The organism is Pectobacterium parmentieri (assembly GCF_001742145.1).
Classification (GTDB): domain Bacteria; phylum Pseudomonadota; class Gammaproteobacteria; order Enterobacterales; family Enterobacteriaceae; genus Pectobacterium; species Pectobacterium parmentieri.
Genome location: NZ_CP015749.1, coordinates 3668407 through 3683956, shown reverse-complemented (window position 1 = coordinate 3683956; position 15550 = coordinate 3668407). Strand labels below are relative to the sequence as shown.

The 15550-nt window shown below is 54.7% G+C and carries 11 protein-coding genes; 10 read left to right on the top strand and 1 reads right to left on the bottom strand.

All coding sequences use genetic code 11. From position 1 onward, the window contains the following. The first annotated feature begins 167 nt into the window (after positions 1-167). The 4 genes from parC to A8F97_RS16680 all read left to right on the top strand — a co-directional run bounded on the left by parC (position 168) and on the right by A8F97_RS16680 (position 5950). A complete protein-coding gene (gene parC / locus A8F97_RS16695) occupies positions 168-2438 on the top strand; it encodes a DNA topoisomerase IV subunit A (protein ID WP_014698535.1) in 2271 nt (756 codons plus the stop codon). 144 nt (positions 2439-2582) lie between these two features. Continuing rightward, on the top strand, positions 2583-3320 hold the full coding sequence (locus tag A8F97_RS16690; protein ID WP_012822141.1) for a 1-acylglycerol-3-phosphate O-acyltransferase: 738 nt from the start codon (positions 2583-2585) through the stop codon (positions 3318-3320). A gap of 154 nt (positions 3321-3474) precedes the next feature. Continuing rightward, positions 3475-4890 (top strand): cell division protein FtsP, encoded by a 1416-nt coding sequence (gene ftsP, locus A8F97_RS16685; protein WP_012822142.1) that lies wholly within the window; start codon positions 3475-3477, stop codon positions 4888-4890. A 322-nt stretch (positions 4891-5212) separates the two neighbouring features. Continuing rightward, entirely contained in the window at positions 5213-5950 is a 738-nt protein-coding gene (locus tag A8F97_RS16680) for a GntR family transcriptional regulator (RefSeq protein WP_012822143.1), read from the top strand. Between the two features lie 42 nt (positions 5951-5992). On the opposite strand, the gene dkgA is transcribed toward A8F97_RS16680, so the two are convergent. After that, positions 5993-6820, bottom strand: a complete 828-nt coding sequence (gene dkgA, locus A8F97_RS16675) for a 2,5-didehydrogluconate reductase DkgA (RefSeq protein WP_012822144.1) — start codon at positions 6818-6820, stop codon at positions 5993-5995. 555 nt (positions 6821-7375) lie between these two features. Between dkgA and A8F97_RS16670 the strand changes: the two genes are divergently transcribed. The 6 genes from A8F97_RS16670 to A8F97_RS16645 all read left to right on the top strand — a co-directional run bounded on the left by A8F97_RS16670 (position 7376) and on the right by A8F97_RS16645 (position 15546). After that, positions 7376-7894, top strand: a complete 519-nt coding sequence (locus tag A8F97_RS16670) for an Hcp family type VI secretion system effector (protein WP_012822145.1) — start codon at positions 7376-7378, stop codon at positions 7892-7894. A 121-nt stretch (positions 7895-8015) separates the two neighbouring features. Next, a complete protein-coding gene (locus A8F97_RS16665; RefSeq protein WP_069704188.1) occupies positions 8016-9875 on the top strand; it encodes a type VI secretion system Vgr family protein in 1860 nt (619 codons plus the stop codon). Between the two features lie 66 nt (positions 9876-9941). After that, positions 9942-10382, top strand: a complete 441-nt coding sequence (locus tag A8F97_RS16660) for a DcrB-related protein (protein ID WP_012822147.1) — start codon at positions 9942-9944, stop codon at positions 10380-10382. 17 nt (positions 10383-10399) lie between these two features. After that, positions 10400-14539, top strand: coding sequence for an RHS repeat-associated core domain-containing protein (locus A8F97_RS16655; RefSeq protein WP_069704187.1), 4140 nt, complete (start codon positions 10400-10402; stop codon positions 14537-14539). Between the two features lie 4 nt (positions 14540-14543). After that, a complete protein-coding gene (locus A8F97_RS16650; RefSeq protein ID WP_012822149.1) occupies positions 14544-14888 on the top strand; it encodes a hypothetical protein in 345 nt (114 codons plus the stop codon). A 229-nt stretch (positions 14889-15117) separates the two neighbouring features. Next, positions 15118-15546, top strand: a complete 429-nt coding sequence (locus A8F97_RS16645; protein ID WP_069704186.1) for an RHS domain-containing protein — start codon at positions 15118-15120, stop codon at positions 15544-15546. Positions 15547-15550 lie beyond the last annotated feature (4 nt).

Genomic DNA, 15550 nt, shown 5'->3' with positions numbered 1-15550 from the left:
TTCTCTGGCAACCGTCGGATTCATACCAACAATCGCCTGTGGGGCAATGACGTTGTTCCTTGTGACATCACCTCATCAGATAAGGTACTATTCCCGCCAAACATACCGCCGCTATGGCGTGTCGGAAAGCGTAACAATCGCGCCGCGATGTGAGGAAAGTGAGATAAATGAGTGAGATGACTCATGACGGCGCAGAAAGCCTTGCGCTGCGCACGTTTACCGAAAATGCATACCTGAATTATTCCATGTACGTCATCATGGATAGGGCATTGCCGTTCATTGGCGATGGCCTGAAACCTGTGCAGCGTCGCATTGTGTATGCGATGTCCGAGCTGGGGCTGAATGCCAGCGCCAAATTTAAAAAATCTGCCCGTACCGTGGGTGACGTGCTGGGTAAATACCACCCGCACGGCGACAGCGCCTGTTATGAAGCGATGGTGCTGATGGCGCAGCCGTTCTCTTACCGTTATCCGCTGGTGGATGGTCAGGGGAACTGGGGGGCACCGGACGATCCGAAATCGTTCGCCGCCATGCGTTATACCGAATCGCGGTTGTCCAAATACGCGGAAGTGCTGTTGTCAGAATTAGGGCAGGGCACGGTCGATTACACCCCGAATTTTGACGGCACGATGCAAGAGCCGAAGATGCTGCCTGCGCGCTTGCCGAATATATTGCTGAACGGCACCACCGGGATCGCCGTCGGTATGGCAACGGATATTCCGCCGCACAATGTGCGTGAAATCGCTGCGGCAGCCGTCATGCTGCTGGAAAACCCGAAAGCCTCGTTGGACGATTTGCTTCAGCATGTGCAGGGACCAGATTTCCCGACGGAAGCCGAAATCATCACGCCGCGTGATGAAGTGCGCAAACTCTACCAGAATGGTCGTGGTTCGGTGCGGATGCGCGCGGTGTGGAAGAAAGAAGACGGTGATGTGGTGATTACCGCGTTGCCACATCAGGTTTCGGGTGCCAAAGTGCTGGAGCAGATTGCCAGCCAGATGCGTGCGAAGAAGCTGCCGATGGTGGAAGACCTGCGTGATGAATCCGATCACGAAAATCCAACCCGCCTGGTGCTGGTGCCGCGCTCGAACCGTATCGATATGGATCAGGTGATGAACCATCTGTTCGCCACGACCGATCTGGAAAAGAGCTACCGCGTTAACATGAACATGATCGGTCTGGATGGTCGCCCCAGCGTGAAAGGGCTGGTCGAGATCCTGAGCGAGTGGCTGGTATTCCGTCGTGACACCGTGTGCCGCCGACTGAACTACCGCCTGGAAAAAGTGCTCAAGCGCCTGCATATTCTTGAAGGCTTGCTGATTGCGTTTCTGAACATTGATGAAGTGATTCATATCATCCGCACGGAAGACGAGCCAAAGCCCGTTCTGATGCGCCAATTTAGCCTGAGTGAAACACAGGCTGAAGCGATCCTGGAGCTGAAATTACGTCACTTGGCCAAGCTGGAAGAGATGAAAATCCGCGGTGAGCAAGATGATTTGGCAAAAGAGCGCGATCAGTTGCAAGCGCTGCTGGCGTCAGAGCGTAAGCTCAGCAATCTGATCAAGAAAGAAATTCAGTCAGATGCGCAGGCCTATGGTGACGATCGTCGTTCGCCGCTGCATGAGCGCGGTGAATCAAAAGCGATGAGCGAGCATGACTTTGTGCCGTCTGAACCGGTCACCATTGTGCTGTCGGAAATGGGCTGGGTACGCAGCGCCAAAGGGCATGACATCGATCCTACTGGACTGAGCTATAAAGCGGGCGATAGTTTCCGCGCAGTAGCGAAAGGCAAGAGCAACCAGCCCGTGGTGTTCATTGACTCCACCGGCCGCAGCTACGCGCTGGATCCGATCTCGCTGCCTTCTGCGCGCGGTCAGGGTGAGCCGCTGACGGGCAAACTCACGCCGCCGCCGGGTGCGACGATTGAACAGGTGCTGATGGCTGCAGACGATCAGCCGTTGCTGATGGCATCGGATGCGGGTTATGGCTTCGTATGTACCTTCAACGATCTGGTCGCACGTAACCGCGCAGGTAAAGCGATTATTACGTTGCCGGATAATGCGAAAGCGCTGACGCCGATCGAGATCAAAGGCGATGATAATCTGTTAATGGCGATCACCGCCGCGGGCAGAATGCTGCTGTTCCCTGTCTCTGATTTGCCACAGTTGTCGAAAGGCAAGGGCAATAAGATCGTGTCCATCTCCTCGGCTGATTTTGCGGAAGGTAAAGACCGTCTGACCTGGCTGTATCTGCTACCACCACAGGCTTCCGTCACACTGTATTTCGGTAAGCGTAAGCTGGTGCTGCGTCCGAACGAGCTTCAGAAATATCAGGGTGAGCGCGGGCGGAAAGGCACATTGCTGCGTGGGCTACAGCGTATCGACCGAATTGAGGTGGATGCACCGCAGCAGGTTAATACTGGCAGCAGCGAAGAATAAATCCTCTGTATATAAAAGAGTGCAAAGGCGGTGTTATACCGCCTTTCTTTGATGTCTGGTTGCTATCCAGCAGCAAATTGAATCACCGTGTGTTTTAGCGCGAAATCGCTATACTAGCGGCGGCTGTTGGTTAATGAGGTTGCTATGTTATCCATTTTGCGTTTTTTTGTTGTTGTTATATTTTCGATTTTGATCTGTATTTTCGGCTTGTTTTACTGCCTGTTCAGCCCTCGAAATCCCCGCCATGTGGCGACCTTTGGTCATCTTTTTGGTCGCTTATCCGTGGTGTTTGGCCTGAAAGTCGACATGCGGATACCGGAAGACGCGGCGCATTACGGCAACTGTATCTATATCGCGAATCATCAGAACAACTACGATATGGTCACGGTATCCAGCGCGGTTCAGCCTCGCACCGTTACCGTGGGTAAGAAAAGCCTGCTGTGGATCCCGTTCTTCGGCCCGCTCTATTGGCTGACGGGTAATTTGCTGATTGACCGTGAAAACCGCACCAAAGCGCATGGCACCATCGCTCAGGTGGTGAAACACATTAAAGAGCGTAATACTTCCATCTGGATGTTCCCCGAAGGTACACGTAGCCGTGGGCGCGGTCTGATGCCATTCAAGACGGGTGCGTTCCATGCGGCGATTAGCGCAAACGTGCCGATCGTGCCGATTTGCGTTTCTACTACCAGTAATAAGGTGAAATTAAACCGCTGGAATAACGGCCTCGTTATCGTAGAAATGCTGCCACCCATTGATACCAGTGCGTATACCAAAGATCAGGTCCGTGAGCTGGCTACACATTGCCATGATGTGATGGCTGCCAAGATTACGGAGCTGGATGCGGAAGTTGCGGCGCGCGAAGCGGCAGATAAAAAATAAGTTTACCCCATCAGGTTCTACCCGAAATCATTCGAGCGGCAGGAGGCCAACGCCCTGGTCGCTTGAGGGATGACGGGTGTCCAGGATTATTTCTTCCGAATATCTAATCGGAAGTTAAACTTTGCTTACGGTTTATTGGATTTACGGAGTCATTATGTCACTCAACCGACGTCAGTTTATTCAGGCATCGGGCCTTGCGTTATGTGCGGGTATGACGCCACTGGCAGCGAAAGCCAGTGGGAATCCCACCGCATTGCCGATACCGCCATTACTGGAGTCGCGTCGAGGCCAGCCTCTTTTTCTGACGATGCAGCGTGCTCATTGGGCATTTTCTGGCGATCGTAAGACGCCCATTTGGGGCATTAACGGCCGTTATTTGGGGCCGACGGTGCGAGTCTATGACGGCGATGACATTAAGCTGATTTACAGCAATCGCCTGAATGAGCCTGTTGCGATGACGATTGGCGGATTACAGGTGCCAGGGCCGTTAATGGGCGGCGCAGCCCGCATCATTTCGCCGGGGAGCGACTGGTCGCCTGTATTACCGGTTCGTCAGCCGTCGGCGACCTGCTGGTATCATGCGAATACGCCGAACCGCATGGCACCCCATATCTATAACGGGTTGGCAGGGCTGTGGCTGGTGGAAGACAGCATCAGTAAATCCCTGCCGTTGCCCAATCACTACGGTGTCGATGATTTCCCATTGATTATTCAGGATAAACGGCTGGATAACTTTGGCGTCCCCCTCTATAACCCGCCTTCTAACGGTGGATTTGTGGGGGATTCGCTGTTAGTCAATGGCGTCCAGAATCCCTTTGTTGAAGTTTCTCGCGGCTGGGTTCGCCTGAGATTATTGAACGCGTCGAACGCCCGGCGTTACGTAATGCGGCTGAGTGATGGCCGGGCGATGCATGTAATCGCCAGCGATCAAGGGCTGTTACCGGCACCCATGGCGGTGAACCAACTGTCGCTCGCGCCCGGAGAACGACGAGAAATATTGGTCGATATGTCGCAAGGTGAAGAGGTTACGCTGACGGCAGGCGAGTCGGCCGGAATTATGGATCGCCTGCGTGGCTTATTTGAGCCTTCCAGCATCCTGATTTCCACCCAAATCGTTACGCTTAAACCGACGGGGCTGTTGCCATTGGTAACGGACAATCTACCGATGCGTTTGCTGGCCGACAACATCATTGAAGGTAGCATCAGTCGCACGCGCGAATTCCGTCTAGGTGACAGTCTGCCTGGTATCAACGGTGCAATGTGGGACATGACGCGTGCCGATGTGCAAACCCAGCTTGGTCGATGTGAACGCTGGATTATCCACGCCGATACGCCGCAGGCTTTCCACATTCAAGGCGTTAAGTTTCTGGTGCGCAGCGTTAACGGTGGTCCACCGGCAGTAGAAGATAGCGGATGGAAAGATACGGTATGGGTGAATAACGATGTCGAGCTGCTGGTGTATTTCATGCAGCCTTCTTCCATGGCGTTCCCCTTCCTCTATTACAGTCAGACGCTGGAATTGGCCGATCGCGGCTCGACGGGACAGCTCATCGTACAGACTGCGATGTAAATCTCTATCCTGCCTGCAACCCTCCGCCGTTATGGACGTAACGGCAGTGTTTCCCATCTCCGTTTGCTTCTTAATGTGATCCACCTCTATTCAGACAAACCAAAATTAAAGATGCGGAGTCGTGCGGACGATACCTTATAGAGAGAGGTTGCTCTGGACTAAGGGAATATTGCGGCTCGGATACTGGGTTTAATGCGTTATAAAAATATTTTTTATTACAACAAATTCAGAGTCAGAGTGTTTCGTGGCGCCATGGAATTAGGTTCACTTTTGTTTTAACTCGTTCGCAGCCAGAACGCTGCGTCACTGAAAAGGTTGCACTATGCGGGAATTACTGCTTTGGGTCAGGGAGCAACTGACCGGAATGCCGTCGGCGCCTCGCTATATGCAGCTCGCGTCGTTGCTTGAATCAGAAATCAATCGTCGGAAAATGCTGTCAGGCCAGTTCTTACCTGCGGAAAGATTGATTGCACAACATCTGGGATTATCGAGAGTGACCGTCTCCCGTTCCTTATCGTTGCTGGAAGATAAGGGGCTGATTGTTCGCCAGCAGGGGGTCGGAACTCGCATTGCCCAACGGCTTAATTATGCGTTGAGTGCTGAAGATGAAGGGTTCACCGCGCTGGTGTTGAAGCAAGGCGGTGTTGCCGGCAGCCTCTGGCTGGAGAAGGCAATACAGGTTCCGCCCGCGGCTATTGCTGCAAAAATGTCTCAACCGGAGGATGAAACCGTTACCTACCTGCGGCGCGTCCGGCTCAGCAATAGTGAGCCGGTCTCGCTGGAAACGACCTGGATCCCGCAAAAATTTTTACCCGACCCAGAAACGCTCGAACAGTCCCTCTACCAATATTGGATGGCACGTGGGATCACGCCGGACAAAAAACGCTATCGTTTTAAAGCGATGTCCTGTGTGGAAGAGGTTGCTGAACTTCTTGGTATTGTAGCAGAGGCTCCCATATTGTATTGCCAACTGCATGTTTATAACGAACAAGGCGAACTGTTGGAATACAGTGAGGCGCACTGCCGTAGCGATGTGTATGAGATTCAGTTTGCTGATTAGAGAAAAAATGCCAGCAGGGAGAATGCTGGCATCTAAGGCGAGTTAATCGTTTCTTGGCTCGTCAGGGTTCGATCCCAGACGTTTTCCGCAGTCCAGTTTGGCAATCTCACCCAGTTCGTCTTTATCCAGACGGAAATCGAACACCTCGAAGTTTTCCTTGATACGCGAAGGCGTTACCGATTTAGGGATCACCACTAGCCCGCTGTCCAGATGCCAGCGGATCGCAATCTGGGCGGGCGTTTTCCCGTATTTCATCGCCAGTTTACGGATAATAGGGTGATCAAAAACCCCTTCGCCACCCTGCGCCAGTGGGCTCCAGGATTCAGTCTGGATATGGTGTGTAGCATTCCAGGCGTGGAGCTGTTTTTGCTGGAGAAGCGGATGTAGCTCAACCTGATCGATGACAGGCAAGACGCCCGTTTCTTCTTTTAACCGCTGTAAATGATGAATATGGAAATTACTGACGCCGATGCTTTTCGCCAGACCTTGTTCCTGAAGTTTGATGAGCCCGCGCCAGGCATCCACGAAGGTATTCTGTTGCGGCAATGGCCAGTGAATCAAGTAGAGATCGACGTAGTCTAATCGAAGCTTGCGTAGACTCTCTTCCAGCGCTTTCTGAGGGTCGGTGTGATCGCCGTTCCAGAGCTTGGTGGTGATGAACACTTCTTCACGCGGCAGATTCGCGGAACTCAACGCCTGACCGACGGCTTCCTCGTTCTTATAAATCGCGGCGGTATCGATCGCCCGATAACCGATGGACAATGCTTCGGACACGGCGATCACCGTGTCCTCACTGCTTGCTCGCCAGACCCCAAGGCCCAACTGGGGCATGATATTGCCGTCCGCCAGTTTAACTTTCGGTTGCGTCATCTCATTCTCCTTTTATATCCGTTAATCCATAAACGTATCATAGGCTTAACTGGATGGGCGACCTGTTCATATCACGAATAGAGAGGAACGTGATCCCTCGCAGGAACAGGCATATCATTTCAGTCTAGTAGAAAAATGCGTCGGCTATGCGTTACCTGATGAAATCAAACCCATAGCTATTTTGCACAACCAATGTTAGTAATTACTCACTTACACTCTTCGTAAGGGTGCACAAATTATCACCTTATTTGCCATTAACCTATCAATACAACACATTTAAATTGGTTATTCCTTTGGTTAATTCAGCGCTAAGGAAAACTTTCAGCATTACTGCGCATTCTGCGCAACTTCTTGCTCACTTTCTGGTGGAAATCACTGTTTGCGCAATGGATGCCGTTTTTTCGCGAGGTCTGCGCAACTTCTTGCTCAAATTTGGCTTAAGGAAAATATGACTTAAGTTATTATTCAGCAAAAACAATAGGATAAAAATTGGCATGCGAATTGCTATACAGAACGTGAAGTTATTCATCCCGTTCAACAACAAGGAGCAATACCATGCCAACTCCATGCTATATCAGCATCGAAGGAAAAACTCAGGGCAACATTACCGCGGGTGCTTTCACCTCTGACTCTGTCGGCAACATCTACGTGGAAGGCCACGAAGACGAAATGCTGGTGCAGGAATTCAAGCACATCGTCACCGTACCAACCGACCCGCAGTCCGGTCAGCCATCCGGTCAGCGTGTCCACAAACCGTTCAAGTTCACCGTCGCGCTGAACAAAGCGGTGCCGCTGATGTACAACGCCCTCGCCTCCGGCGAAATGCTGCCAACCGTCACCCTGAAGTGGTATCGCACCTCAGTGGAAGGCAAACAGGAGCACTTCTTCTCTACCGTGCTGACCGATGCCACCATCGTTGACGTTAACTGCCAGATGCCACACTGCCAGGACCCGGCCAAGCTGGACTACACCCAACTGATTGAAGTCTCGCTGGCCTACCGCAAAATCGACTGGGAGCACACCGTCGCGGGCACCTCTGGCTCTGACGACTGGCGCGCGCCGGTCGAAGCCTAATCGTTCTGTCTCCAACCCGGCCACCGTGCCGGGTTTTTTGCCTGCCCTACACTGAGGTCTGGTATTCCCAGACCTCAGTGTAGACAACGCGGTTTTCATCACGGGAAGCGAGGGAATAAACGTGGCCAACAGTACAGGATTACAGTTCACCGTGAAGGTCGGCGCATTACCGGCCTCGACGTTTGCGGTGGTCGATTTTCAGCTCAGCGAGGCGCTTAACCAGTCGTTTGCCCTGTCCCTCAATCTGGCCAGCGCCCTGCCGGATGTGGATTTTGGCGCCGTGCTGGACCAGCCCTGTGAGCTGCTGATTTGGTTCGAAGGCGAGTTGAAGCGACGGGTGAGCGGGATAATCAGCGGCTTTGCCCAGGGTGACACCGGCTTTCGCCGCACCCGCTATCAGGCGGAAGTGCGTCCGGCGTTGTGGCGACTCGGCTTACGCACCAACGCCCGCATTTTTCAGGCGCAGAAGCCGGAGGCGATTATCGGCACCCTGCTGGAGGAAGCCGGGATTACCGACTACGCCTTCTCGTTACGTCATGACCATGCCCCGCGTGAATACTGCGTGCAGTACCGGGAAAGTGATTTGGCGTTTGTCATCCGACTGGCCGCAGAGGAAGGGCTGTACTTCTTCCACGAGTTTGAGGAAGGCAAACACCGGGTGGTCTTTGCCGATGATGCCGGGGCGCTGGCCAAAGGCCCTGAACTGTTCTTCAATTTGGCGACGCAGGGGTTGAGTGAAGGCGAATATGTCCACCGTTTCCGCTACGCCGAGCGGGTCAGCATCGCCGAGGTGGCGCTCAAGGACTACAGCTTCAAAACCCCGGCCTATGGCCTGCTGCACAAGAAGATGAGCAGCGAACTGGCACACCAGCGCGAAAGCTATCAGCACTTTGACTACCCCGGACGCTTTAAAAAAGACCCGAGCGGCAAGGCGTTCAGCCGCTACCGGCTGGAGGCGTTACGGGCGAATGCCATCACTGGCGCGGGGGACTCCAACGCGGCGATGCTGATGCCGGGCAGCAGTTTTACCCTCACCGAGCACCCCAACCTGACCCTCAACACCGGCTGGCAACTGGTGGCCATCACCCACAGCGGGCAGCAACCGCAGGCGCTGGAAGAAGAAAGCGGCGGCGAACCGACCACCTACAGCAACAGCTTTGAGGTCATCAGCGCCAAAACTACCTGGCGTGCGGACCTGCCGTACAAGCCTATGGTCGATGGCCCGCAGATTGCCACGGTGGTGGGCCCGGCCGGTGAAGAAATCTACTGTGACGAATACGGCCGCATCAAGCTGCAATTTCCGTGGGACCGCTACGGGGCGAGCGACGACCAAAGCTCCTGCTGGGTACGGGTGAGTCAGGGCTGGGCGGGCGGCCAGTACGGGCTGATAGCCATCCCGCGCATCGGCCATGAGGTGATTGTCAGCTTCCTCGAAGGCGACCCGGACCAGCCGATAGTGACCGGCAGAACCTTTCATGCCACCAATCCGTCGCCGTACCCGTTACCGGCCAACAAGACACGTACCTCGCTGCGGACCGCCACGCACAAGGGGGCCGGTTTCAACGAGCTGCGCTTTGAAGACCAGGCCGGGCAGGAGGAAGTGTTTATCCATGCCCAGAAGGACATGAACACCGTGGTGTTGAATAACCGCAGCACCGGTGTCGGGGGGAGTCATGAGGAAAAAGTCAGGTACGATCAGCTCAGCGTGGTGGGACGAGATCAGACGATTGAGGTTGTCCACAATCAGGAGACCAAGATCCAGGGCACCCAGGGGATCTTCGTCGGTGAGGGCCGTAAAACCGATGTCACGTCCAACGACACGCTGACTGTGACGGGCCACATTACCGTGACATCTACCGGTGGCACCATCACGCTGAAGGCGGGAGCGAGTTCGCTGACCCTTTGCAATAATGGCGACATTGAAATCAAGGGCGTGAACGTCAATGTGATCGGCAGCTCGCGTATCGATTTGAATAAATAATCAGGAAAGGCGTCATCCCGCTGAGGCGAGCGTGACGTCCTCCATCACCCTGTGAGACACCGTACCATGACGACACCCTCTGCTTCTTATTGCCGCTTTACCGAAGGCGGTATCACGCTCCCTGATGGCTATCAGGATCGCACCCTGAACGCCTTCACCCCCTGTCAGGAAGGTGAGCCCGCGTTGACGATTTCACGCGACAGGCTGAACGACGGGGAAGCGTTAGGCGATTATATCGACAGGCAACTGGCGCTGATGACACAGCATCTCAAGGGCTGGAAAACGCAGAGCCGTGACGCCATCTGGTTAGGCGACCGTCTGCTGGAAGGGGAACGTATCCAGGCGAGCTACCTGCGCGACGGTCAGCGTCTCTGGCAACAGCAGGCGGTATTCGCGCTTGCTAACGCCCAGATCCTGGTTTTCACCCTCTCAAAAACCACCACGCTTTCGACTGCCGATGGATCCCGCTTCAACGCCCTGCTGGGGAGTTTTACGTTTAACCAATAACGATAAGGAATATTGTTATGTTTGAAGCTGCGCGCGTTGGCGATGGAATAGGACACTCCAGTGCTCTGACTGGCATGATCCTGGGCACCATCGCTGGCGGATTGATTGCTGCCGCCGGCGGTATTGCAGCCGGTGCTCTGCTTGTGGCGGGGCTGGGCTCCTGTGTGGTGGGTGGCGTGTTACTGATTGGCCTCAGTGCTGCGGTGGGGTGGGCGACGGGCGAGCTGGCAGAAAAGGTTCGTGACGGCATTGCCGACTCCTTTGCCAGCAGCATGTCAAAGGCCGGCACGATTGACGAGGGCTCACCCACGGTCTTTATCAACGGCATGAAGGCCGCCATGGCTATCCTGAGTATAGCCAGTTGCAATAAAGACGGCCCTTCCATGCAGGTGGCGGAGGGCTCCGCAACGGTCTACATCAACAACCAGCCCGCCTCCCGTCTGGGGGACAAGGTGAACTGCGGTGCCACTATCACAGAAGGCTCATCCAATGTGTTCATTGGGGGGGCGACGAAACCCATGCTGCCAATCCGGTCAGAAGTGCCGGCCTGGCTCTATAAAGCCTCTGATTTAACGCTGCTTTTCGCCGGGCTGATTGGCGGGGTGGGGGGCATGGCGGGCAAAGCCGGAAAACTGGGTAAGCTGCTGCGGGAACTTCCCGGTCTCAACAAGCTCCAGCGTCTTGCCTGCCGTTTTGGCGTACTCATGACCAGTATCGCCGCCGGGGGGATTATTGCCCGCCCAATCGACATCGTGAGCGGGCAAAAATTTCTGGCGGATGAGGAGGAGCTGGATTTCGTCCTACCTTCCCGCTTGCCCGTCTATTGGCAACGCTGCTGGCGTAGCGGCAATCCCGGTGATAGCGTATTGGGAAAGGGATGGAGCCTGTTCTGGGAAACGACACTGACCTGCTATCAGGACGGTCTGGTCTGGCGCGCCCCGTCAGGCGATCTGATTTCCTTTCCTTTTGTTCCCGTCGGCCAGCGAAGCTACTGTCCGGCAGAAAAGCGCTGGCTGGAGCACCATCAGGATGAAAGCTGGTCGGTTTATGGGCCGGACGGCGAAGTATGGTCTTACACCGCTTTGTCTCCACAGGGGAAAGCGGTTCTGGCACGCATTGCCGAACCGTGTGGTCATGACATTCTCTTTTTCTGGAACGATGATGACACGCTTCAGGCGCTAACGGATAGCGCCGGACGGCACCTCACCTGCCGGTATCGTGACGGGCGACTGGACAGTGTCTGGCTGGATGAATCGACCTGTCTGGTGCACTATACCTACAATGCGCAAAGGCAGTTGATTACCGTCACCGGGCGGGGCGGTAGCGTGCGCCGTCGTTTTACTTGGCACGATGACGGGCTGATGGCCAGCCATGAAGAGGCGAGCGGCCTACTCAGCGAATATCAGTGGCAGGAGATTGCCGATTTACCGCGTGTGGTGGCCTACCGCAACAGCGCGGGTGAGCAGCTTACGCTGGAGTATGATTTCGCCGGACAACGGCGAACCGCCCGCCGAGAGGATGGTCTCATCGCGCAGTGGTTACTTGACGACGAAGGTCACGTCACTCACTTTACCGATTACGACGGCCGTGAGACCACTCTGAGTTATGCCGATGGCGAACTGTGTGACGTCATCATGCCCGGTGGGGCGAGCCGCAAAACGACCTGGGACGATTATGGTCGTTTACTCAGCGAGACCGATCCGCTGGGTCGGGAAACTTGCTACCAGTGGTATCGGCTGACGGGTCACATTACGCTGGTCACGTATCCCGACGGCAGCCGCGAGCAAATGCAGTATGACGACCTCAATCGTCTGGTTGAGGAAATTGACGCACGGGGTAACTCAACTCGCTACCAGTACCCCACGGCACAGGAAAGTTTGCCGGACAGCATCACCGACGCACTGGGCGGCACCGTCACGCTGGTCTGGAACCGACAGGGGCTGCTTACGGCACGTACCGACTGTTCCGGGCAGTGCAGCACCTTTGAGTATGACCATGACGGGCAGTTGCTGGCATCTGTTGATGCCGAAGGTCACACCACCCGCCGGGAATGGGATGCCTGCGGGCACCTGACAAGCGTTATCTACCCGGATGGTCGCCGGGAAACACTGCGCTGGAATGCCCGGGGTCAGTTGCAGGCCTGGCGTGACGCACAGAACAGCGAAGTCCGCTGGCACTATAACGTCCTCGGCCAGCCCGTCAGTGTAACGGACCGTCTTCGCCGGACAACGCGCTGGCACTATGACGCTCGCGGGTTGCTGTTACGGCTGGAGAACGGCAACGGCGCAGCGTACCAGTTTGGCTATGATGCCGTCGGCCGACTGGTTAACGAGCAGCGCGTGGATGGCGTCGAGCTGACTTTCCACTACGACGCCGCCGGTCACCTGTGCCAGCGGTCGCAGCGCGGTCATGCCGCGAATGACGAAGCTATCTCACACATTTATCAGCACGATGCGGCCGGGCAACTGGTGCGTCGTGAACATGCCCACGCCGTGTTCCACTACCAGCACAACAACAGAGGGCAACTGCTTTCCCTGAAGCGTGAACCAACCGGGGAAGGCCTCGCGCTGGGTCTCACCGCCGATGAGGTCAGGCTGACCTATGACGCAGCGGGCGACCTGTCAGGCGAACACGGCAGTGAAGGCGACATCGGCTATACCCGGGATGCACTGGGCAACGTGAGTGCCCTGTCGCTACCGGATGGTGACACGCTGCGCTGGTTGCGCTACGGCTCCGGCCACGTCAGCGCGGTAAAATTCAACCATCAGGTGGTCAGCGAGTTTACCCGTGACCGGTTGCACCGGGAAATCAGCCGTACTCAGGGCCGCCGCACGCAGCAACGGGCGTATGACAGCCTCGGTCGCCTGACCTCGCAGCGCAGCGGTCTCTGGGATGTCGCGGAGCCGGAGCAGCAACTTCTCTCGCGGGCGTTACGCTACACGGCTTCCGGCGAACTCGCTTCAGTCAGGGACAGCCTGCGGGGTGACGTGCAGTATGATTACGATGCAGAAGGTCGCCTGCTGAAACGGATTGACGTGCACTGGCAGGTGCATCATCGGGCATATGGCTATGATGCGGCTGACAATCTGCAGGATAGCGCTTATTCACCGTCTGCCCGCCCACTCTCCGACAACCGCCTGCTGAACTGGCGTCATCTGTGGAACCAGTATGACGGCCAGGGCAACCTGATACGGCGGCGTGAAGGCACAACGGAGCAGTTTTACCAGTATGATGCGGACAACCGTCTGGTTGAAGCCCGGGGCCGGGGGCCACAGGGCGAGTTTGTGGCCCGCTATGGCTATGATGCGCTGGGCAGACGCACCCGTAAAACGGTCACCTGGGGTGACAGCGGGAAACAGGAAGAGACGCGTTTCCTGTGGGAAGGTTTTCGGCTGTTGCAGGCCAGACAGGCTGACCGGACAGAAACCTACCTTTATGACCCGACTATCTGGTGGTCGCCGTTAGCACGTATCACACAGCAACCGGGCGCGCCTGACGGTGATATCCGCTGGTTCAATACCGAGCTGAACGGCGCGCCGCTGGAGATGACGGATGCGGAAGGTGCGGTCCGCTGGAGTGGAGATTACGGCAGCTTCGGTGCCATCAATGGACAGACGCAGGACAGTGAAGGACTGCGCCACGGCAAGCCGGTAGAATCCCAGTCGCTACGCTATGCCGGACAATACGCGGATGAGGAAACGGGGTTACACTACAACCTGTTCCGCTATTACGACCCCACCGTAGGCCGCTTCACGACACAGGACCCGATAGGCCTGGCGGGAGGGCTGAATCTTTATGCTTATGCGCCGAATCCGCTGGGGTGGGTGGATCCGCTGGGGTTGGCCAAAATATTAACCGATGGTGTTGTCTATCGTATGGGAAGTGGAACCGACTCAAATTTGACCCCTCGACCAGGAAAAGATACAACGACAGGACTATCTACAACTATCGAGAAACCTTCTAATGGTAAATATCAAACTCTTGATGTGAAAACGCTAAATGATGGCGGATTAGATGTAGTTAAAGATGGTAAAAATCATGCTTCTGTCAGGCCAAGTAATGATCCAGATATGTCTAGATTGAGAGAATGGGCTGATACCAGAGGAACCGAGAAATCGTCTTCTTATACAAAGACTGTAAAGAAATCATGTGGATAATAAAATGAACAACTTAATTTTCAATAAAATTAATTCATTAAGAGATCGATATGATTTTAATGCTATTCAATCCTCATCAATTGAAGTAAAAATTGTTGGTTCACACTCTGCTTTCTATTTTAGTATTTTAATTAAGAAAGAGTGTGTTTTAGATGAAGATTGTGATGAGGTTGTTATTGAGGTACGTTCTAAAGATAGTATATCTTATAGCATAGATGTCTCAGATTCTCATGGGAATATATATTATGAAAAGCATAGTGTTAATGATTTACTTGGAATCAATGACTCCATAGAAGAATCATATGCCATAACAATAAAAATATTGAGGGAAATCTCGAATATTAGTTAGATCTTATAGAAAAATACCCTTGAGAATAACCGGAAGCGATCTCCAAGATCCTTCCGGCTTTATTTTATCTGCTGTTTATCGTGTGCGGCGTCAGAGATTAATCTCAGTCTCAATCACCAACCTCCCACGCTTCACGGTAATAGTGATGGGCACCCCGTCATAAACCTCGATTCTTCCAGCCAGCGGCCCTTAAGGTTGTTGGCGGACGGCAGCGCCACAGGGCGAGTTTGTGGCCCGCTATGGCTATGATGCGCTGGGCAGACGCACCCGTAAAACGGTCACCTGGGGTGACAGCGGGAAACAGGAAGAGACGCGTTTCCTGTGGGAAGGCTTTCGGCTGTTGCAGGCCAGACAGGCTGACCGGACAGAAAGCTACCTTTATGACCCGACTATCTGGTGGTCGCCGTTAGCACGTATCACACAACAACCGGGCGCGCCTGACGGTGATATCCGCTGGTTCAATACCGAGCTGGACGGGGCGCCGCTGGAGATGACGGATGCGGAAGGTGCGGTCCGCTGGAGCGGAGATTACGGCAGCTTCGGTGCCGTCAATGGACAGACGCAGGACAGTGAAGGACTGCGCCACGGCTGTAAGTATCCCTGCAAAACGGCCCATTCACTTTTAGAGATCTTCCGACATACTGATTATGTCACTTGAGGAG